This window comes from Wolbachia endosymbiont of Cantharis cryptica (assembly GCF_964277405.1).
In the GTDB taxonomy this organism is placed as follows: Bacteria; Pseudomonadota; Alphaproteobacteria; order Rickettsiales; family Anaplasmataceae; genus Wolbachia.
In genome coordinates, this window is record NZ_OZ195521.1 from 1176534 (window position 1) to 1198154 (window position 21621).

21 protein-coding genes and 2 pseudogenes are annotated in these 21621 nt (G+C 34.7%); 11 read left to right on the forward strand and 12 right to left on the reverse strand.

All coding sequences use genetic code 11. From position 1 onward, the window contains the following. Position 1: 1 nt before the first annotated feature. Positions 2–739 carry a tRNA pseudouridine(38-40) synthase TruA gene (gene truA / locus ACICP6_RS05800; RefSeq protein WP_395462967.1) on the reverse strand — a complete coding sequence of 246 codons (738 nt, stop codon included), beginning with the start codon at positions 737–739 and terminating at the stop codon, positions 2–4. A 241-nt stretch (positions 740–980) separates the two neighbouring features. On the opposite strand from truA, the gene recA reads away from it, so the two are divergent. Then, entirely contained in the window at positions 981–2048 is a 1068-nt protein-coding gene (gene recA, locus ACICP6_RS05805) for a recombinase RecA (RefSeq protein WP_395462968.1), read from the forward strand. Between the two features lie 320 nt (positions 2049–2368). Then, positions 2369–3382: an RDD family protein gene (locus ACICP6_RS05810; RefSeq protein WP_395462969.1), complete on the forward strand. Its 1014-nt coding sequence runs from the start codon at positions 2369–2371 to the stop codon at positions 3380–3382. Positions 3383–4164: 782 nt separating this feature from the next. On the opposite strand, the gene ACICP6_RS05815 is transcribed toward ACICP6_RS05810, so the two are convergent. Beyond that, a complete protein-coding gene (locus ACICP6_RS05815; protein WP_395462970.1) occupies positions 4165–5226 on the reverse strand; it encodes an aspartate-semialdehyde dehydrogenase in 1062 nt (353 codons plus the stop codon). A gap of 140 nt (positions 5227–5366) precedes the next feature. On the opposite strand from ACICP6_RS05815, the gene ACICP6_RS05820 reads away from it, so the two are divergent. After that, on the forward strand, positions 5367–5639 hold the full coding sequence (locus ACICP6_RS05820) for a hypothetical protein (RefSeq protein WP_395462971.1): 273 nt from the start codon (positions 5367–5369) through the stop codon (positions 5637–5639). A 12-nt stretch (positions 5640–5651) separates the two neighbouring features. On the opposite strand, the gene ACICP6_RS05825 is transcribed toward ACICP6_RS05820, so the two are convergent. From ACICP6_RS05825 to ACICP6_RS05840, 4 genes are all read right to left on the reverse strand, one after another. Next, positions 5652–6938, reverse strand: coding sequence for an APC family permease (locus ACICP6_RS05825; protein WP_395462972.1), 1287 nt, complete (start codon positions 6936–6938; stop codon positions 5652–5654). A gap of 100 nt (positions 6939–7038) precedes the next feature. Beyond that, on the reverse strand, positions 7039–8316 hold the full coding sequence (locus ACICP6_RS05830) for an APC family permease (protein WP_395462973.1): 1278 nt from the start codon (positions 8314–8316) through the stop codon (positions 7039–7041). A gap of 8 nt (positions 8317–8324) precedes the next feature. Beyond that, the gene (locus ACICP6_RS05835) at positions 8325–8468 is read right to left on the reverse strand and encodes a hypothetical protein (protein ID WP_395462974.1); all 144 of its coding nucleotides are present in this window, start codon (positions 8466–8468) and stop codon (positions 8325–8327) included. 391 nt (positions 8469–8859) lie between these two features. After that, positions 8860–9693, reverse strand: a complete 834-nt coding sequence (locus ACICP6_RS05840) for an Rpn family recombination-promoting nuclease/putative transposase (protein WP_395462975.1) — start codon at positions 9691–9693, stop codon at positions 8860–8862. Positions 9694–9886: 193 nt separating this feature from the next. Here ACICP6_RS05840 and ACICP6_RS05845 point away from each other — a divergent pair, with 193 nt between their 5' ends. The 3 genes from ACICP6_RS05845 to ACICP6_RS05855 all read left to right on the forward strand — a co-directional run bounded on the left by ACICP6_RS05845 (position 9887) and on the right by ACICP6_RS05855 (position 11980). Further along, complete coding sequence (locus tag ACICP6_RS05845) at positions 9887–10102, forward strand: hypothetical protein (RefSeq protein ID WP_395462976.1); 216 nt, start codon at positions 9887–9889, stop codon at positions 10100–10102. A 112-nt stretch (positions 10103–10214) separates the two neighbouring features. Continuing rightward, complete coding sequence (locus ACICP6_RS05850; protein ID WP_395462977.1) at positions 10215–10379, forward strand: type II toxin-antitoxin system RelE/ParE family toxin; 165 nt, start codon at positions 10215–10217, stop codon at positions 10377–10379. Between the two features lie 461 nt (positions 10380–10840). Next, positions 10841–11980: an ATP-binding protein gene (locus ACICP6_RS05855; protein WP_395462978.1), complete on the forward strand. Its 1140-nt coding sequence runs from the start codon at positions 10841–10843 to the stop codon at positions 11978–11980. A 224-nt stretch (positions 11981–12204) separates the two neighbouring features. On the opposite strand, the gene ACICP6_RS05860 is transcribed toward ACICP6_RS05855, so the two are convergent. After that, on the reverse strand, positions 12205–13152 hold the full coding sequence (locus ACICP6_RS05860; RefSeq protein ID WP_395462979.1) for a hypothetical protein: 948 nt from the start codon (positions 13150–13152) through the stop codon (positions 12205–12207). A gap of 280 nt (positions 13153–13432) precedes the next feature. Between ACICP6_RS05860 and ACICP6_RS05865 the strand changes: the two genes are divergently transcribed. The 4 genes and pseudogenes from ACICP6_RS05865 to ACICP6_RS05880 form a co-directional block, all read left to right on the forward strand. Next, positions 13433–13753 (forward strand): hypothetical protein, encoded by a 321-nt coding sequence (locus ACICP6_RS05865; RefSeq protein ID WP_395462980.1) that lies wholly within the window; start codon positions 13433–13435, stop codon positions 13751–13753. 256 nt (positions 13754–14009) lie between these two features. After that, positions 14010–14642: pseudogene (locus ACICP6_RS05870) on the forward strand (IS110 family transposase); the annotation flags it as partial. A gap of 60 nt (positions 14643–14702) precedes the next feature. Next, positions 14703–15529, forward strand: a protein-coding gene (locus ACICP6_RS05875; protein ID WP_395462622.1) for an IS5 family transposase whose coding sequence is annotated in 2 segments (ribosomal slippage) — positions 14703–15090 and positions 15090–15529 — 828 coding nt in all. Because the reading frame shifts where the segments join, the coding sequence is not laid out codon by codon here. Positions 15530–15542: 13 nt separating this feature from the next. Next, positions 15543–15935, forward strand: a pseudogene (locus tag ACICP6_RS05880) (transposase); the annotation flags it as partial. Between the two features lie 1005 nt (positions 15936–16940). Here the strand turns inward: ACICP6_RS05880 and ACICP6_RS05885 are convergent. The 5 genes from ACICP6_RS05885 to ACICP6_RS05905 all read right to left on the reverse strand — a co-directional run bounded on the left by ACICP6_RS05885 (position 16941) and on the right by ACICP6_RS05905 (position 20762). Next, positions 16941–18404 carry a leucyl aminopeptidase gene (locus tag ACICP6_RS05885; protein WP_395462981.1) on the reverse strand — a complete coding sequence of 488 codons (1464 nt, stop codon included), beginning with the start codon at positions 18402–18404 and terminating at the stop codon, positions 16941–16943. A gap of 138 nt (positions 18405–18542) precedes the next feature. Further along, positions 18543–19193, reverse strand: a complete 651-nt coding sequence (locus tag ACICP6_RS05890; RefSeq protein WP_395462982.1) for a protocatechuate 3,4-dioxygenase — start codon at positions 19191–19193, stop codon at positions 18543–18545. 66 nt (positions 19194–19259) lie between these two features. Then, positions 19260–19571, reverse strand: a complete 312-nt coding sequence (locus ACICP6_RS05895) for a septum formation initiator family protein (protein WP_395462983.1) — start codon at positions 19569–19571, stop codon at positions 19260–19262. Between the two features lie 175 nt (positions 19572–19746). After that, entirely contained in the window at positions 19747–19875 is a 129-nt protein-coding gene (locus ACICP6_RS05900; RefSeq protein ID WP_191111540.1) for a ribosomal protein bL36, read from the reverse strand. Positions 19876–19943: 68 nt separating this feature from the next. Then, positions 19944–20762 carry a pyruvate, water dikinase regulatory protein gene (locus ACICP6_RS05905; protein ID WP_395462984.1) on the reverse strand — a complete coding sequence of 273 codons (819 nt, stop codon included), beginning with the start codon at positions 20760–20762 and terminating at the stop codon, positions 19944–19946. 124 nt (positions 20763–20886) lie between these two features. On the opposite strand from ACICP6_RS05905, the gene ccmC reads away from it, so the two are divergent. Then, on the forward strand, positions 20887–21597 hold the full coding sequence (ccmC, locus tag ACICP6_RS05910; RefSeq protein WP_395462985.1) for a heme ABC transporter permease CcmC: 711 nt from the start codon (positions 20887–20889) through the stop codon (positions 21595–21597). The last annotated feature ends 24 nt before the right edge of the window (positions 21598–21621 follow it).

The following is a 21621-nucleotide window of genomic DNA, read 5'->3' on the forward strand; positions in this document are numbered from 1 at the left end:
TTTAGTAATCTATCTTTACTAAATATAAGCCGAAAGGTGGTGCAGTAACTCCAGCGGCATTTCTTTTGCATTGGTTTAATATATTTAGCATTTCTTGTGGATTAGTCCTGTTTTTTCCAAATTCAACCAAAGTACCTACAATAATCCTCACTTGGTTATGTAAAAAAGAAATCGCAGATATTTTGATGTATATATGGCTCCCATTTTGTATTATATCGATATCATCAATTGTTCTTATCGGATTTGCAGCTTGACAATCTTTTGAGCGGAAACTTGAAAGGTTATGTTTTCCAAGCAGATATTTAGCAGCTTCACACATGATACTCACATCAAGTGCATTAAATACTTGCCATACATAACCAGCTTCCAGAGCTGCAGGGGCATAGCGATTAACTATTCTGTATTCGTAATGTCTTTTTTTTGCTGAAAACCGTGCGTGAAACGCATCATCTACAACTTCTGCATTAAGCACAACTATGGGAATTGATTTTAAATGATAATTTATTGCGTTTCTTATTCTGTAAAGCTCAAATTCTCTTTCCATATCAAAATGAGCGACTTGTCCTAAAGCATGAACCCCTGAATCAGTTCTGCCACCGCAGTACAAAGTAACTTTCTCACCGCTAAAATTAAATATAGCGTTTTCTATAGTCTCCTGGATTGAATTAGCAGAATGTTGCTGCTTCTGCCAACCAGAGAAACTACTGCCGTTATATTCTATTATTATTTTGTATCGCACTGCAGGTCTATCTAACTTTCTATCTTAACATAATTTAGTGTGTTATTAACGAAATCGATAAGGTAAACAAATATCTGCATTTTAAACAACACGTGCAATATCTTTTAAGTCATATAGCTAGTATTTCCTTGCAATAAAATGTTAACATTCTTCGTTGAAGTAATGTATAAATATTAAAAAAACCTTGGCAGGTTATTCGCGTTCGATTATCATAGACATTATATAAATTAATAAATGATCTATGGCAAGCAACCCAGAAGAAAGAAGTAGTGATAAGCAAAAAGCATTAGATAATGCGATAAGCCAGATTGAAAAAGCATTTGGTAAAGGTGCAATAATGAAGCTGAAGCAAAACCCTGTAGAGAAAATAGACACAATATCTACAGGATCAATTGCGCTTGATTCAGCTCTGGGCATTGGAGGATTGCCAAAAGGACGTATAATTGAAATATTTGGCCCAGAGAGCTCTGGTAAAACCACTCTTGCTTTGCATGTAATTGCTGAAGCACAGAAAAAAGGGGGGTTATGTGCATTTATCGATGCAGAGCATGCATTGGATGTCATATATGCTCGTAAACTTGGAGTAAGCACTGATGATTTAGTGATCTCGCAACCAGACACTGGAGAGCAGGCGTTGCATATCGTTGAGTATTTGGTGTGTTCTGGTGCAATTGATGTGATAGTTGTTGACTCTGTTGCAGCATTAACTCCAAGAGCTGAAATTGAAGGAGATATGGGCGATCAGCACATGGGGTTGCAAGCAAGACTTCTAAGTCATGGATTACGAAAGCTCACCTCCGCAGTTTCGAAAGCAAACTGCATATTAATATTTATTAATCAAATTCGTATGAAAATAGGAGTAGTGTACGGAAACCCTGAAACTACCACTGGTGGAAATGCGTTGAAATTCTATACTTCTATAAGACTTGATATAAGAAAAGTTGGTGCAATAAAAGATAAGGAAAATATCACGGGGAATGAAACAAGAGTTAAAGTTGTAAAGAATAAAGTTGCACCTCCATTTAGAGAAGCAAAATTTGATATAATGTATAATGAGGGTATATCAAAACTCGGAGAAATAATAGATATGGGAGCAAAATTTGGTGTGCTTGAAAAAGCAGGTGCTTATTATTCATATAACAACACACGTCTTGGGCAAGGGAGAGAAAATGTAAAAACTTACTTAAAAACAAACAAAGAAGTTGCAAGTGAGATAGAAATGAAAATCAGAGATTTGCTCAGAAATCATGATAATTCTATCACAATAGAAGAGGATAGCGAGCAGCTTTTAGAAGAATCAGTTTTCTAGTTTTAGTAAAGCTTGTGTTGGGTGGGTTAGCTATAGCGCGTGACGCTACCCTTCGTTGTCATTCCAGTGCCCAGACACTGGAATCCAGAAACTTAACTTTAAATAAGTGGCTGTATCTAGGTTCCAGCGTCACGAGCTACCCTACCGGTGGACTCAAATCACAATGTTCATACAGATGTATACTTGATACTGGGATCTAGTAAATAAATTTACTGAATATGAAGAGTGCACAAGCAGCTAATATTATATGAATTAGCATATTTACGGTTATTTAATAACGTATTTTATATTATATGATGACATTATGAAAATAGGGGTGTATGGATACTGAAACGAGTGTTAAAGTAAGCTACGCGACAATTATTAAACGTGTTGCAGCGTATATAGTTGACCAAATAATATTTTCAGTCTTTCTTCTATTCATTTTGTTCATATCATCAGATAAACTCTTTACTGAATTTTTTAATTATATCTTTTCTGATACTGATACAGCCCTTTCAGTGCAAAATGAAGTATTAGAAGCATTAATATATATAGTATTAGAAGTATTAATGATAACAAAACTTGGCTGGACTCCAGGAAAATTGTTATGTGGTATATACATAAAAGATGCAAATACACCTAAAAATGTTGCTTTAATGCAAGGAGTGATAAGAAGTACTATTAAGGTGCTTTTGTGGGTACCCATCTACATTTCTGAGTGGTTTTTTATTTTACCAATTTTAGTCTTAATATTTGCAGTATTTGATCGACGAAAGCAGTTTTTTCACGATAAAATTGCAAAAACAGTAGTAATGGATTACAAATCTGAAAAATGCCACTTAAATGCAAACTATGTGGGAATAATCAGGCGTGCTTTACCATATATTATTGACCGTTGCACTATTATGGGAGTTGTTTCAGTCTGTTTGATTTTTGTAAGAATTATTTTTCACCCTGCTAAACTCACACTTTTAATCGTACACATTTCTTTGTTTTTTTTGCTACCAATAGTACTAGGAGTATTTATAACAAGAAGACTTGGTAGCACTCCAGGGCAATGGTTGTGCCGCATCTGTATAAAGAACGCAAATACACTTGAAAATATTACCCTAATGCAAGCAATAATTAGGTGTGTTTTATTTGAAGTTATTAACTTCATATTGATTTCTATATTCTTTATGAATGTATTTTTGTTTGATCAATATATTTCTGAATGGTGGTTTGAACCTTTATCAATCTTAACCTTTATAGCTATAATACTAATTTTTACATCTGCAATATTTGACCGACGCAAGCAGTTTCTTCATGATAAAATTGCAAAAACAGTAGCAATAGACCATAAACCTAGTTGATATTTTTCTTTAGTTGTCTGTCACCAAGGGTGTCATCCCAGTCTGGAATCCAGAAGACTTAATTTTAACCAAGTGGCTGCGTCTGGATTCCAGACTGGAATGACAGGGCCATAGGTGTTATCCAAGTAGCCTCTGTGGTGTCATTCCAGTGCGTGACACTGGAATCTACTTTATAGTGGTGTCATCCCAGTACTGGGATCCAGAAAAGTTTGCTTGTTCACAAGCAAACTAGCATGGAAAGTAGCTGATCTTATACTAAATGAATGTTTTTGATGAGGTTGAATGAAAAGCTGGATTCCAATACTGGAATGACATCCTACTAGTGAAGTTTATTCTTGAATATATTAACTATAAATATTGAGAAATTTACTAACTTAAAAAAGGCAAATAAACCTCCAAGTAGCTGGTTTTGACTCTCTATTACTGTAAGTGGCGCTGTAATAATGTGCTAACGCTTAATATAAGCGCGATTTGGCTGAATGTAGAAAAAATTTAAAAGACATGCAGCCGCCATAATTTTATGTAATCCGCCAATAAATACTTTAAGTTTTTTACTGAATTTTGTCATTGAGCCTGCAGGTCAAAAACAAGTTTTGAGTCAGAAATACCCTTACTATCATGATAAGAGGATTGGCGGAGTTTGTCAAGTCGTTTTTGCATTCAAATTTTCCCCGTTTATAGCTTAGATGCCACTTGCTTCTCGGAGGCCTAAATCACAACGTTCGTGCAGTTGTAGGTCAAGCACTGGAATGACACCATGTAGTATATAAATTTCCTTTGAATTACAACGTACATGCACCCTGTACGCACTTGATTGACAAATGCTCTCTTATTAAAATTTCCAGAATCTGCACTATATTTAACGCTGCACCTTTGCGCAGATTGTCAGCCACTATCCACATATTCAATCCGTGCTCGACGGTATTGTCTTTTCTAATACGCGATACGTATACGGCATCCTCCTGTACAACGTCAATCTGAGTTGCATACTCACCATCTTCATGCCTATCGTACACTAAAACTCCATTATCTTCGGCTCCACTTAGCACTTCACGAGCTCGTTCTTCAGTTATATGCTGATCAAACTCCACATTTACTGCCATAGCATGGCCAATAAAAACAGGTACCCTTACGCAAGTTGCAGTCACTTTTATACCTTCCCCTAAAATTTTTTTTGTCTCCTCTTGCATTTTCCATTCCTCTTTTGTAGAACCATTTTCCATGAATTCTCCTATATGGGGAATGCAATTAAATGCTATTTGCTTAGGGAATACCTCAGGTTTTTTGGCTTCATTCATAAAGATCTTTTTTGTCTGATTATAGAGTTCATCCATTGCTGCTTTGCCTGCACCAGAAGTTGATTGATAAGTTGAAGTAACGATTCTCTTTATTTTTGCTTTCTGGTGTAATAAGTGTAGTACTAGCAGCATCTGTATTATAGTACAGTTTGGATTGGATATTATGTTGTGGTTTTTATATTCTATGATTTTTTCTTTATTAATCTCTGGAATAATGAGTGGCACACCTTCTTTCATCCTAAAGTGGGAACTATTATCTATCACGATGCATCCGGTCTGCGTTGCAACTGGCACGTACTTTTCAGAAACATGATACCCAGCACAGAAAATGGCTATATCGATTCCAGCAAAGTTATAATCTTCAAGGCATGAGACAGTTAACTCTTCATCGCCAAAGCTCACCTTTTTCCTCTCTGATTTTTTTGATGCAAGTGCAATAACAGAATCTATCAAAATTTTTTTCTCATCTTGAAATTCAGCAAGTATACTTAATACCTCGCGTCCTACTCTTCCGGTTACTCCAACAATAGCAATTTTATATCCCATATAAATGAACCTCTGGCTTTAAAATTATATTATATTTTTACTGACAAAATTTACAATTGTTTTAATATTTTCACCTTGCAATTAACCATAATTTAGTTGTTATTATGCGATATTAATAATATTACGTGGTAAAGTGAGAGATGAATAAAGAATACGATGAAACTATGGTTAAACCTCCAACATCCATATCTAAAGAACTTGAGGAAACCAATGGATCAAAGGCTCAAAATGTTTTTTCGGAAAGAAAATCTGAGATAAATTTTGATGATAAAAAGTATGCTACAAAAATTCTTATAACAGACCAACAGCCCCTAAAAAAAGAACAAGAACCTTCAAAGCTAATAGATTTCTTAAAACCAATACCAATCATAGGGAGATTTTTAGTAAGGATCCTTAAATATCAATCATTTTAAAATTATCTCTGGCTATAGCATTTGCTGTACAGGAACTCTGCGGTACCAAAATAAATAAATGGGTATGCCACTTGCGGTGAATAAGCTTGCGATTAGCAAGGTATTTATAGGAGTTTCAAGCATCACCCAACAACAAAAGGTTGCTGCTATACCGCCAATTAAAAATTTGTAATAATTTTTCTCCTTTATAATAACCTTTAGAAAAGCAAGACTGCATGTAAGGTAAACAAACAAAAACGAAACTACAGAGAAGTCAATAATTGATGTGATCTGCTTAGCAAAGTTATTGCTTGATGTAAGAATTAGTAAAATTGCAGTTCCAACTGAGCTAATTGTTATTCCCCAAAAAGGAGAACCATGCCTGTTCCTTTTAGCAAAGAATTGTGGCATAAGTCTATCTTCTGCAAGACCGAAAGCAACTTGCCCACTAGACAAGACCCAAGCGTTCAAAGTGCCAACACAAAAAATGAATGCAATTATAGAAATAATCAAATGCCAATTACCAGAGAACATAACTTTTATCGCATCAACATATGGCGCTCTTGAACTTGCTAAATCATTGCCGTTTATTAACCCCATGATTGCAAAGTTGTTGATAAAATATATAACAGCAACACAGATCGTTCCAAGTATCACAGCTCTTGGTATTGTTTTAGCTGGATTATCAACTGACCCTGCAGGTGCTGTTGCCAATTCAACTCCAATAAAACCCCATAAAGTAAGAAGTGTAGAACGGGCAAGAATCTGCGATGTTGTAAGACTTGATATTTCTTCACTTATGATGAAATTATTTCTATCAAAAAAAAACAACGCTGCTATAGGTATTACAAGCAATACAGAAATTTTTATAACCGTCAATAAGAACTCAACACGTCCAGCAGTAGATACTCCTCTTAAATTTACTAATGTAATGATTGTAAATAATGACAGCTCTAAAAACAGACGTATGCTTCGAATATCTTCATGGAAAAATGGTGTAAGATAACCAACACCCACAACTATTAAAGCTGTTGTGCTAACCCATGAGATCACCCAATATGTCCAACCAACAAAAAAAGCTGCTGTAGGACCAAAAGCGTGTTTTGCATAAACGTGAGGGCCTCCAGTCTCTGGAAATTTTGCACATAGTATGGCAAAAACTAAAGCAAGAGATATAGCACCAAACCCTGATATTGCCCAACTTATAAGGCTATAAGCGCCATATGGAGCAAGGCTAATTGGAAGCATAAAAACCCCAGAGCCAATTTGACTGCTGATAACTAAAGCAAAAACAGTCAAAAAACCTATCTTATTTGACACAATACCTCTTGATTCTATTAATATAGGCTGGTAGTATAGCCTGATCCCAAGAACTTTAACAAATAAAAAATTATGTTTTTAAGTTAAGCTTTTAGGAAGGTCACTTTATAGGCTTGTAGTACCAAAGTAGTAGATAGGTAAGTGTGCCGCTTAGGGGAAATAGGCTTGACATTAGCAATGTATCTATAGGAGTCTCATATATTATCCAGCAGCAAAAAGATACAGCCACACTTCCAATTAAGAATTTGCAGTAGTTTTTCTCTTGTATAATAACCTTGAGAAAAGCAAGACAACATGTTAAGTAGACAAATAAATATGAAACTACAGCGACATCAATAATTGAAGTTACTTGCTTAGCAAAGTTTTTGCTTGATGTTAAAACGAGTAAAGCTAATATTCCCAGGGTATTGATTATTATTCCACAAAAAGGAGCGTCATATTTGTTTCTTTTAGCAAAAAATTGCGGCATTAACTTATCTCTTGCAAGGCCTAAAGCAACTTGCCCATCAGCTAGAAACCAAGCGTTTAGACTACTCACGGAAACAATAAAAGCAATAATGGAAACTATTAAATACCAATTGCCAGGTAAAACTATTTTTATCGCATCAACGTATGGTGCTTTTGAGTTAGCTAGATGATTGCCATTTATCAATCCCATAATTGCAAGGCTATTAATGAAATATATAATAGCAACAGAGACCGTACCAAGCACTATAGCTCTTGGAATTGTCTTGCTTGGGTTCTCAACTGATCCTGCAGATGCTGTTACTGTTTCAAGTCCGATAAAACACCATAGAGTGAGCAGTGAAGAGCGAGCAAAAATTTGAGATGTTGTGAGATTTGACACTTCCTCACTTACAAAGAAATTATTTCTATCAAAGAAAAATAGTGCTGCTATTGGTATTGCAAGCAGTGCAGTGATTTTGATAATCATTAATAAAAGCTCGACATATCCAACAGTAGTTACCCCTCTTAAGTTTATTAGCATAATAGCTAAAATTAATATTGTTTCTAAAAGCAAACGTATACTTCGTATGTCATTATGAAAAAACGGAGCTAAATAACCAATACTTGCAACTGTTACAGCCGTTGAACCAACCCATGAACTTGCCCAATACATCCAACCAATAAAAAAAGCTGCTGTAGGGCCAAAAGCATGTTTCACGTAAACATGAGGACCACCTGTTTCTGGAAATTTTGCACAAAGTAGGGCAAAAACCAAAGCAAGAGATATAGCACCAAACCCTGATATCACCCAACTTATGAGGCTATACATGCCATATGGAGCAAGGCTAATTGGAAGCATAAAAATTCCAGAGCCAATTTGGCTACTAATTACTAAGGCAAAAATAGCCAAAAAACCTATTTTTTTTGACACAATAATTTTTATCTAAATAGATTAACAATATAATTTAAGCTCAGAAATTTCAATAGGATACTTTCATTTTCTATAGCACGCATCGTTGCTATATTCGTGGCTATAGTTGTTTTGCCGCTACCCCCTTTTTGACCACCGACGACTATTATCATATCTCCTACATTAACTGATATAGCCTATTATGATATCCCGATATTTAGAGTCAAGATATTTTAGTATTTTAATACTTAGATATTTTAGTATTTTGATATCTCATTAGTAATAATCACACACACTCAAACAAGAAAAAGCTTTTCATGTAGATTTGCTCGCACCAATCTTTTATTCAAATTCTAAGGGGTATTACAGATATTTTCTAAATAAAGCTACAGAAAATATACCTAATTACAAATAACTCTATAAAACCCTTTTAAACTGCTTTAAATGCCATCGTGTTTTTTATCCCCTATTACACTTAAACTTCAAAGCATGTCTGCAAACTTACAAACGAGCTAATTAGTGAAGCATAATTAACTTAGGTGTGAAATTTTTCTTGGCGGTAGTTTAATTTGACTTTAGTTTTTCGATTTCGCTAATAGATAGCCCTGTCAATTTAGCAATAGTGGTGGCGTCCATATTATTAGTCAACATTGCTTTTGCTACTTCGATTTTTCCTTCAATTCTACTTTGCATGATGCAGGAAAAATTGTCATCCTCACGTTTCTTATCATCATAATATATAGCACGTTCTTTACCAGTCCAACCATATTTATCCAACTCCTTATAAGCCCTGCCAATAACTTCATCGCTCCCTACTATTTTTTTTAGATCCCCTTCACTAGTTTCACTAGCATACTTAAAAAAGTAACACCATTTTTCGACTATATTTTCTAATTGATCCTCTTTTGTTTTTGGAAACTTTGGTAGTTCTATGAAAGTATAACTAAAGTCCTTCAGGTTATGTTCACAACGATCCCCATCAAGAGTAACACGATCAGATTTGTACTCTGGTTTACTAGGGAATAGAATAAAATCAGTGATAGCGATGAAGATAACTTCTTTAAGGTCTCGATATTGCTCGTCTTGGCTTGAATAAGCTTTAGCGGCATAGTATCGTGCACGCTTTTCAAAACCACCTATCCTAGTAACCACCATCTCGCAAATAAATTGAACACCTGTAGAATCTCTACACAATACATCGACAATACTCTCCTTTTGAGAGGCAATTTCACAGTCTTCAATGGGACTTAGAAAGGTTACATCCTCTATCTTAGCCTCACCAGTGAGACCTAAAATATCATTGAGAAGGTGAACAAGAATGTCTTTATTCTTCTCAGTACCAAAGATGCGCCGGAACGCGTAATTGTTTTTTGGATCTAGAAACTTGGAGAAAGTCATAGTAAAAACGACTGAAAAGTATCAATAATCATGCACTATTTTCTACAAATATTCAACTCTATCTTTGTTATAGTAAAAACAACTCTATAAACATATATATATTATACAGCCCTTATTCCTGATCCATTTTCTTTATTGAAAAATTCAGAAAGATGTTGTATAATTGTTATAGTAGTAGACTTTGGTAAAACTTATGACAGGAATTAGCATAACCTTTGATCCAAAAACTTCACAGCATCTTGTTGAACTGGCTAAAGCTACTAAGCAATCCGTCCAAAAATTAACAGAAAAGCTAGTCAAGGAAGCAATCGAACTTGAAGCGGAAGATATCGCATTTTCCAAAATTATTAGGGAGTTAAATGCTGATGATGCAGAAGAAGTAGAGGATAGTGAAGACATCTGGAAATAAGCATTAAATATCTAAAGCATGTTCTTAAAAGAAATTTGCCTTCCTTGCCGGAAGATCAAGTATTAGAGAAGCAATAAAAAAGTATCTTGAGACTGACCCTATTGGTAACGGTGTGTTGCTGCGCAAGAGATTAAAGGGACACAGAAGAATAAAAGTTGCTGATGATTATCGTATCGTCTACCGAGTGAATACCGCAAAACGTACAGTAATTATTGTTTCAATAGGACACAGGGACAACATTTACAATCAGGCAATATTAGACCTACTAAAACAGTAAATATATTTACCCATTTTAAAGCTTCTACTATAAGATTTCATATATATTTTATACAGCCCTTATTCCTGATCCATTCTCCATCTTAGGCGGCTTTGCTCAGCTCAAAAAAAACTCATTTTTTTGGCTACCCCCCCTATATATTATATACTATATTATATTTATATATAATATAGTATATAATAAAGGGAAGAGGCGACGAAAACAAGATTTAGAGTTTGAGGAGCCTCCGTTCATACATATTTTTCAAGATGGAGAATGGATCAGGAATAAGGGCTCAGGGTTGATTGAATGCACTCAAAAGATATCAAACCAATCGTTGATTACTTTAAAGATTACAAAGCCTACATCAATAAACTACTTAGATCCAAAGATCAACTATGTTTTTGTAGAAAGTTCAGCAAGCCTTGTCATTTTTAACCTTTTATAGTATTCTTGCATATTGAAACTATAAAATTCAATTTATGTATTTACGCTCTATAACCCCAGTTTTAGAAAGATTTTCTAAGCTTTATCCTGCTTTAGGCATTACAGGACCTAGACAATCTGGTAAAACAACTATTGCAAAAACGTTGTTTAAGTACTTGCCGTACGTATCTTTAGAAAATATTGACACTCGTTTTCAAGCGCAAAATGATCCTAGGGCATTTCTAGCTAATTATCAGCAGGGCGCCATTTTTGATGAAGTACAGCACGTACCTGAATTATTATCATATCTTCAAGAAATAGCTGATGAGTCTCCTGTAAAGGGTCGATATGTACTAACAGGGTCTCAAAATTTTGCTCTTAGTCATCATGTTTCTCAATCTCTTTCAGGGCGCATAGGCATGACAACACTACTACCTTTGAGTTTATCTGAACTTGGTGTGCCTATAAATATTAATTCAGCTATTTTTAAGGGAGGATACCCTGGGTTACATAGCCTTAACATGCACCCATTGGATTTCTACCCCAGCTACATTCAAACCTATATTGAGCGAGATGTTCGACAACTTAAAAACATTGAAAATATCGGTAGATTCCAAACCTTCCTTAAACTGTGTGCAGGTCGAGTAGGGCAGATCCTTAACCTATCATCTCTTGCTCAAGACTGTGGCATTTCTCATACAACTGTACGGCAGTGGCTGAATATTTTGGAAGCTAGTTACTTAATATTTTTTCTTCAGCCATTTCATCAAAATTTCAACAAGCGTCTAATTAAGATGCCAAAGTTATATTTCTATGACACTGGTCTTGCTTGTACGCTCCTTGGCCTTGAAAAGGAGAGTCAACTAGAAACACACTATCTTAGAGGAGCCCTGTTTGAAAATTTGGTTGTCCTGGAGATTTTCAAGAGGCGTCTCAATCAGGGGTTACCTACTAATTTATATTTTTGGCGTGACCGAACAGGACACGAAGTAGATTTACTAGCAGAATGGGGTGGTAACATTCATGCTATTGAAATTAAGGTTGGCTCCACGTTTCAGAGTGATTTTATTAAAAATGTACAATATTTCTGTGAACTTTCTCAAATAGCTAAGGGGTATTTAATCTATACAGGTCAGCAGAATGGTTCACATGCAAAAGTTAAACTTGTGCCAATAAACGAAATAGATCAAATATAACCTCACCCAGATGTTTTTGTTACGAGAATAAATTGTGCAGGAATGCAATAGTCAACAATATAATGTCTACGTTGTTTATTGCAAAAACTCATATTTTACATAACCGGAACGAGGAACTCAAGCAGATAATTCAGTTATATTTAACATAGAAACAAAGGGGGCTAAAACCTTTTCACAATCCCCTATCTATCGTTTCTTAAACCACTCTGCTGAACGGATACACTTTACTTATCTATAAGCTTGGCAACAATATGAGGTTGATGTTGTTGCGGTTCGTTCGTATCTGTTACATTTGTTGAAGGTATGAGTTTTACTTTTTCAAACGCTACCTGAGGCTTAGGTGTTACCTTAGGTAGTAATGTTTCACAGGCTTCTTGTTGTAAGTATGAGAGTGCTGCATATAAAGACTGTGCTTTGTATTGTCCTCCTACTTTTATCTCTTTATGTGCAGCTATTTGCTTCCAAGTAACACCATTCTTGTTCTCGAGAAGTTCTACAGGACCATCATCACTAATACCAATTTTAATATTACATTCTTCTCCCTCAACGCACCACTTAAGATCCATTTCATACGATCCATTAGCCACTTCATAAATTCTTGTTCCATGTTCATCAATTCGGCAACGTATTCCTCTTTTTTCATACTTGTCTTCAGTGGGTAGCAACAATGTAATTCCCCCTATTCCATACTTTTTGCACGTATCACCATTTAGAATGTCAACCATGTTTATTTTTTTTGTAAGATCGCCCAGCATAATTCTTACTGCAGGCTCAATCTTACCTTTCTTTCTACTTTCTTTAATTCCTATATATTCTAAAGTATTGTTTTTTATGTTTTCACTTATCTTTTTTGCAATTTGTTCAGCAATTTCGCCTACAACATTTTTGCTATCGTACTTATGGGCATGTTTGTACTCATACCTACCATTAACTTTATATCTATACGTTTGTTGTCCTTCTTCACTAGGAATTACAGTAGAAAAGTGCTCATACCATACTTCATCATTGTCAATCTTGATCTCTTCATTCTTATCCTTAGTATCTATAAATATCTCATTATTTGGGTTCACACCCTCAAAAAATGCATCTTTCGTGCGCACGTAAAAACTTTCACTTGTATTTTGATTAATGGAAGTTCTAGTTGAAAATAAACCTTTAGGATCATCTGGCATATATAGCTCCACTATTGACTCACATATAAATTCTTTATGTCAGAATTGTTTCTATTAGTCAACAACCAATAAACTAATTATGGGAGTAAAACTTCTAATACTGAAATATACTACTATTAAGGTATAATTTATACTTTACATGGCATAAAATTTGCAGTAAACCTATTAAAAGGAGAATTACTGTTACCTCGTGATGAAAGAAAATCATTAAATTTTAGAAGAAGTTGTGTAAAACACAACTCTATACTTTACACAACTTAAATTTTATAGTAATCATTTCTTGTCAACAGAAATAGAGATTACCAGCACCTCCATGCAAAAAGATTTTTACCTTAATAAAAAAGAAAGTCAAGTAAAAAAAGTTAAGAAAACTTCTTTTTACTGTAAATTTCATAATTTTGACTTACGTGGCAGCTCACATTTAGTTAACGTTAACAGCAAACATCTCAAGGCACAAATCAACTCTAAAAGGAGGATAAAGGCACGAGAGAAGTCTGTTAAGCTCGTTCGTCCAGTTAGAACCTTCGATAATGAAACTCGTCTTACTTCCCATGAATTGCTGCAAGTTATCAAAAACAAGGAAGTAAAGGAGATGATATGAATTGTTATTGCTTGGTTGGAAGCATGAGAAGATAATCACTTCTCAGAGTGGATAGGTGGCAGGTTGAATTTTTTTGTGAGGCCCCATTTTGCTTTATATACAATAATGGGATTAGACCTCGTAAAGGAGATTATCCGCCCCTGCCACCGGAAACCATCGTGCGGCCCATAAAATTTGGTGACCGCGTATAGGAGAATGGTCTAACCGGCAATATTCTACTCTGATATTTTGTAGTATTCAATAAGAGGAAAAATTTATGCGTCACATAGGTGTAGATTTACATACTAACAGTTTTACTGTTTGCTACTTAGAAACAGGAAAGCAAGAATATATTCGCACATTTCGCTTACAGGATTTGGACAATTTTGTCGAGAATCTTAAATCAGAAGATGAAATAGCTTTCGAAGCTACGGGTAACAGCTGTTTCTTTTATGATGCAGTTTCATCTTACGTTAAGCGCGTGGTGATAGTTGCACCCTGGCAATTTAAAGTGATTCGTCACTCTGTAAAGAAAACAGACAGGCATGATGCAAGAGCTATTGCTTTCTTTCTAAGCAAGGATATGTTGCCTGAAGCAAGATGTAAAAGCAAACAATGCCAGCAGTTAGCTTCTCTTCTTCGAACAAGAGAGCAGTTAGTAAAATCACAAGTATCTCTAATTAATAAAATGCACGGTCTTTTTAATTATCATGGAATAAAAATTAAGAAGGAGACACTGATAACTAAAGCTGGATTTGAGCGTTCTATTCAAAAGCATAATTGGGACTATATAGAAAAGATAGAGATTGAAGTAATTAACTGTCAATTGGAAGCTATTCGAGAAAATCTCAAGAAGCTAAAAGAAGAAATTATTGCTTTTGCTAAACAACTTCCTGGGTTTAATAATATTAGACTTCTTTCAAAATTGGCAAACAAGGGAAAAGAAGTATAAAATCAGATATTTTAAGGTATGAGATATAAAGAAATAGAAAAGTTGGAAGGAAAGAAATTTAGGCGCTTAACAGGGGAAAAAAAGGGAACATTTAAGCGAATGGTGGAAATTTTGGATGAGGAGGATAAAAGAAAAAAAGCTAGAAGTGGAAGAAAAAGCAAACTTTGCGTAGAAGATAGGTTGCTTATGGCATTAGAATATATGAGGGAATATCGAACGTATTTCCACATTGGTCAAAGTTATGGCATGAGTGAAAGTAACTGTTTCAAAATAATAAGATGGGTAGAAGACACGCTAATAAAACATCCAGATTTTTCATTACCGGGAAAAAAAGAGCTATTAAAGGGTAATGTAGAATATGAAGTTTTGGTAATAGATGGAACTGAAACACCAGTAGAGAGGCCAAAAAAAAGCAAAAATGCTTCTACTCTGGAAAGAAAAAAAGGCATACTATAAAAACGCAAGTAGTAGCAGAGAAGAAGAGTAAAAAAGTAATATGTACATCTTTCTCGAAAGGTAGGAAACACGATTTTCGGATATTTAGGGAATCAAAGGTAGCAATATTGCCGGAAACTAAAATCTTAGCTGATGCCGGCTACAGAGGAATGCAAAAAATACATAAAAATGTTGTATTACCTCACAGGAAAACGAAAAAGAATCCGTTAAGCAAAGAACAAAAAAAAGAGAACAGAACACTTATGAGCCAAAGGGCAATTGTTGAAAACGTAATTGGCTTATTAAAAAGGTTTAAAATCATTTCCGATAGATATAGAAACCGACGAAAACGTTTTGGTTTAAGATTTAATTTGATTGCTGCTATCCACAATTTTGAGCTCCTTACGTGAATTTTGAAAGAAGTCTATTATCAGTATTAAAGGTATTGGTGCAATTTCTGCAGCGGTTTTTATCACGACAATTGGTGACATTAATGATTTTAGTAATCCTGAAAAACTTACTGCTTATTTCGGAGTTGTACCATCAGTTTCTCAATCTAATCAGCAATGTACTATTGGAAGAATTACCAAACATGGGTCAAAAACGGCACGAACTTCTTTAGTACAGTGTACCTGGATTGCTATACGGTATAGCCCTTACTTAAGAAGTTTTTACGAGCATGTGAAAAAGAAGCGTGGTTCTGCTAAGGCTATTATTGCAACTGCTAGAAAGTTTCTAACAACAATTTTCTATACGCTTAAAAATAATTGGATTTTTGAAGATTTCACAAAATTTGAATTTTCTATTGGACAATAATCGTGAAGGAAAATATGACACCTTAGTTTTTATAAGCTAATGAATATGTGCATAAGTACTTAAAATATGTGGGGACGTACTTACACACATATTCATTAGCTACATTAATTTAAAAAAGATTAATTAAAAGCTTAGTGTTTTTGTTGCCGATGAAACAACTTTTGATTGAATCAGATGGCATAGTAATAAATAAAAAATTGTATTAAAGCTGAATTTTATATCAGAAAATGTTTTGGGTAATACAAAAAATCATTATTGACTTTTATGCAATTAGAGAACTGCTAGTCAATTCCTGACAACTACTTTTTATAACTTAAAAACAACTGAATTTTTGAAGATTTTACAAAAATTTGAATTTTTTACTAGACAACAATCATAGGAGAAAAAAAAGAAAGTCAAATTTCCACTGTTTCTATTAGTAAGCAGAAAAGTCCTTCACCAGGGAAGTAAGACGACAAACCTGAAACTCATTTAAGTGCTGCAACAATAAGTAACCAACAAAAAACAAGGGCGATAGGCTTATAAAATGGCACTTTATTTTTGAAGTTTTTCGATTTCATTAGTGGATAATCCGGTGAATTTGGCAATAGTATTAATATCCATTTTATCATCAAGCATTTCCCTAGCAACTAGACCTCTTGCATAACCTAAAAAAAGGCAAAAGAAGCCCCGTAGTGCGAGTTTTGACCCTATAATACTTTAAACTGGCGCTGTAATAATGTGCTGACGCTTAGTATAAGCGCAATTTGGCTGAATGTAGAAAAAATTTAAAAGACATGCAGCCGCCATAATTTTATGTAATCCGCCAAAAAATACCCTGAGTTTTTTACTGAATTTTGTCATTGAGCCTGCAGGTCAAAAACAAGTTTTGAGTCAGAAATACCCTTGTTATCATAATAAGAGGACTGGCGGAGTTTGTCAAGTAGTTTTTATGCCAGTTGGCTACTTGAATGACATCCTTCTTGGAAGCCTATGTTCGTGCAATTGTAGAAACTCCAGAAGACTTTAATTATTCGTTTCGTAATACTTCTCAACCAACTTATTGAGCAACCTTACTCCAAAACCTACTGCTCCTCTTGGAGAAATATCAGTGCCTTTTTCGTGCCAAGCAGTACCTGCAATGTCCAAATGTGCCCAGCAAGTGTTGTTTACAAAACGCTGTAAAAACTGTGCAGCCATTATGCTATCTCCACCAGAACCTACAGGAGCTATGTTTTGCACATCAGCAATCGGTGAATCAATAATTTTATCGTAAGTTTCATTCATAGGAAAACGCCACAACTTCTCATTTACTTCATTTCCCGCATCAACAAGACGATTTGCTAATTCATCATTATTGGAAAAAAGACCGGCATACTCGTTATTCCCAAGCGCAACCACTATAGCACCAGTTAAAGTTGCAAGGTCAATCGTAAATTTCGGTGAAAACCTGTCTTGTGTATACCATAAAGCATCTGCAAGTATGAGCCTTCCCTCCGCATCGGTGTTTAACACTTCTATTGTCTTTCCAGACATTGAGGTGACTACATCGCTCGGTCTTTGAGCATTACCACCCACTGCATTTTCTGCAAGTGCAACCACGCCGATCGCATTTACTTTTGCTTTTCGTCCGGCTAAAGTGTGCATTACCCCAACCACAGCAGCAGAACCTGCCATGTCATATTTCATTGACTCCATACCACGTGAAGGTTTGAGTGATACTCCACCAGTATCAAATGTTATACCTTTACCCACAAAAGCTATTGGCTTTTGTTCCTTAGAAGCCCCATTCCATTTTATTACCACTAATTTTGGCTCTTTACTACTTCCTTGTGCTACTCCAAGCAAAGCTCCCATTTTTTTCTCTGCCATTTGCTTCTTATCAAGCACTTCAATTTCAAGGCCGAGCTTAGTAAGTTCGCTTTTTATACGATCAGCGTAGGATTCTGGATACAAAACATTGGGTGGTTCAGTAATAAAAGAACGTGCAAGAAATATGCCTTCACCTTCTTGTCTTAAACGCTCAAATGATTTTTCAGCACTGCTTAATTGCTCATCTTTTGCTAGCACTGTAATCTCCTCTACTTCTGTAATTTTTTCATCCTTTTTAGTTTTATATTTATCAAATTTGAAACTACGCAGAAACGCACCATATGCAACATTTTCTACACTTCCTTCGATTGAAATCGCCGCTCGTTTGATCTTTAATCTACTTAGCTCACAATATATTTTACCGCCAATATTTAATTCCTTATTTTCATCCCATTCATCTTTCTTACCAAGCCCGACAACTATAACATTCTTTCCCTCTGATGAAGTAACGGAGAAAAATTCACCAAAGCCTCCATTGAAGTCACTAAATTTCTTGATGTTATCTATAACTTGCTTTTCTTGCAAAACCTTATCATTACCTATGAACTCATCATTTTCAAACAAACCTATTACTAGCGTTTCAAAATCAGGTAAATCTTTAGAAATTGTTATTTTCATTGCTGATATCTCCGTTGCAAATAATTGTAAACTGTACATAAAATATATAGTAAAAACATCTTACTAATGTTTTTACTATATATTTTATGCACAATAGCACCCAAGGCTACTATGAACTCCTCTTATATGCAAGGGTTTTTATCTTTTATTAGAAAACTTGTTATACCCACCTAAGGTGATATTGAACGTGTAGGTTTTAATAGCCCGATCATTGTAAGTAAATGGTGCTATTAGCAGGCTTGCAAGCCCGCTATCAATAAAATTCCCAAGGACAGAATCGGTACAGTTGCCGCAATTATGGTCAGCAAAAAACATTTGTGTTGTGAATTCTGGAAAATCTGGATGTTGAACTAAAAAGTTGATATGTGGAGCTCTATCACCAATTTTACCAGGTGCTACTGTAATAAAATTATAGTAGCCAAGGTTATTCACTATAAATCTTCCTGACCCAGCAAAATTTGGATCACGTTGATTATCCTTCGTATTCTCATCACAATGGTTCACACCACGTGAATTTGCATGCCATATAGAAACCACGGCATTTTGTATTGGTAAACAGTTTATATCAGTAATTCTACCCACTATACTTATTAACTCTCCTGTTGCACTATTTGGAGAACCAGGTTTTCTTCTTAAATTATTTGAGGAGTTAAAATTTTTTGGCCTTGCATCAAGATCATATATCTCCGGAGTTTCAATACAGTTGAGCAAAATAGGATCAGCTGCAAATGATGAAAAACTAAATACAGTTTGTACTAAAAGCGCTAATAAGATATTTTTCACATTCATTTCATTTATAATGCTCTTACTTGGATTATAGCAGTTTTTTTCTTTTATTAAAGATGAGACTTTTTGCTATTCCATATCAAGAACAACCATGAGTTCATTAGGGCTCACATAACCCAAAGCATTTTTTGCTTGTTCATCAAGCAGATCTAAATCTAAGCTTTTTTCATATAAGCCAAATACTTTGTTACTCAACTTCTCCTTTTCAAAAGAGATATTCTTCAGCAAAAGTTTATTGTACTCTATTTCTTTTGTTAAATTCATTAACGCTAATAAGCCACGTTTGCCTGTAATTGTGCTAATGCTGAAATACAGTGTAAGAGAAGAAATGAACAAGGCTGCACTTAAATACAGTAACTTTTTTTGAGATACAAGCACCATACTTTCACATATAAGAAATTGAGAAATGCATAACATGAAAAGGTAAATAAAAAACTAAACACCCTAACTGTAACTTGCAACCCTTTTACAATATTTTTCAAATCACATGTCACATTTGGAGTATACACTGACACCACATATGTGACCATTCCCTTTGCCTAAAGGCAACTAACACTTAAGAACCTTGGCGGGCTTTACACCTTGGCTTTACTTTATTTATAATGTAAATCTTACTACCCCTTTTCACAACTTTACAATTTTTATCTCTGTTACGATGGGATTTTAGTGACCCTTTGACTTTCATATCTATGTAAGAACTAAATTACCTTACATTATGATCACTTATAAAAAGTTAGTCAATTGATAAATTCCTCACATTTTATTAAAATATTGTATAATCGTTGCTGACACTTCCTCGATCGACTTTTGTGTTACATCAATAATTGGCCAATTATTTTGTTTAAAGAGCTCCTCTGCTTTCTTAATTTCCTTTTCTACTTTCTCGGGGTCAGCATATATATTATTATCTTCGTTGTTAATTGAGGTAAGCCTATTTTTGCGTATTTCTACTAATCTATTTACGTCTATTGTTAACCCTATTGTCAATTTGTTCTTTAATTTTGTTAAGTCGACATAAAAGGGTACCTCACTAACAAAAGGAATATTTGCAACCTTATAGCCCCGATAAGCTAAATACATACTGGTGGGAGATTTTGATGTGCGTGAAACTCCAATTAAGATTATGTCCGCTTTACCAATATCTTGAACGTTTTGCCCGTCATCATGATTAATAGTGTAGTTTATTGCTTCGATGCGCTGAAAATATTCATTATTTATTTCAGTGTGCAAGTCAAGCTTTTCGTCTTTTTCAATTTCAAGATAGGACGAAATTTCTCTAATAATATGTGATAATATTGCTCTATAGGGGATTTTCAATTTTATACAGTTACCTTTTAGATACTTTCTTAGCTCATCATTAGTAATGGTGCATATAACAAAGTTATGCTCATTACTTTTCTTGTTGATTTCTTCCAAAATTTTATCAATCTGCTCTTCTTCTTTCACAAAAGACCAAACATATTCAACCGTTTCTACAGAACGAAAGTGTTTCAGAGCTGATTTTGCAACCGATATAACAGTTTCACCACTTGAATCCGATACTAAGTGTAGATTAAGCTTTTTAAAGGTCATATTTTATATAGTGTTAAGCAATCGGCTACTGAAATTATGCTAATTTTTTGACCTATGTAAATGTAGACTATTGATAAAGCTCTAACTAATTGATAAATTCTTAACAAAGCTACTCTTGAAACAAATGTTTTTATTAAAACCTACAAATTTCTCTTATTTCTCTAAAAAAGCTTTGCCTTGGCTTGGTGTTATTTGTTTTGTATGTTTTTTAGCCGGAATATTCTTAGCTTTATTCTTCTCTCCAGAGGATTATAAGCAAGGAGAAATTGTACGAATTATGTATCTTCATGTACCCTCTGCATGGCTTGCTCTTGGAATATATGGATTAATTGCATCACTCAGTTTCATTTCATTGGTGTGGAACAATAGTATTGCTAGCGTTTTGGCACATGCTGCTGCTCCTGCAGGGACAGTCTTTTCTGCAATATGCTTAATCACAGGCAGCATTTGGGGAAAAGGAACCTGGGGCACTTGGTGGGTATGGGATGCAAGGCTTACTTCAATGTTGATTTTATTTTTCATATATGTTGGATACCTTTCATTGTGGAGCGCTTTTGATAATGAAGTAAGAGCTAAAAAATCAGCAGCAGTATTTGCCATCTTCAGTGCTATAAATATTCCTATAGTAAAATTTTCCGTGAATTTGTGGTCTACTCTCCACCAGCCAGCAAGTATTCTTAGAAAAGGTGGAGTAGCAATAGAAGGTTCTCTGTTGCTACCATTAATTGCAATGTTTATGTTTTGTGCCACATTTTTTTTGGTCGTGTGGGCACTCTATTCACTCTACTTGATTAATTTATATAAGATAAAGAGAGAAGTTAGTGTGCGGTACTAGATAGCTTCGTAATCATATAGGAAA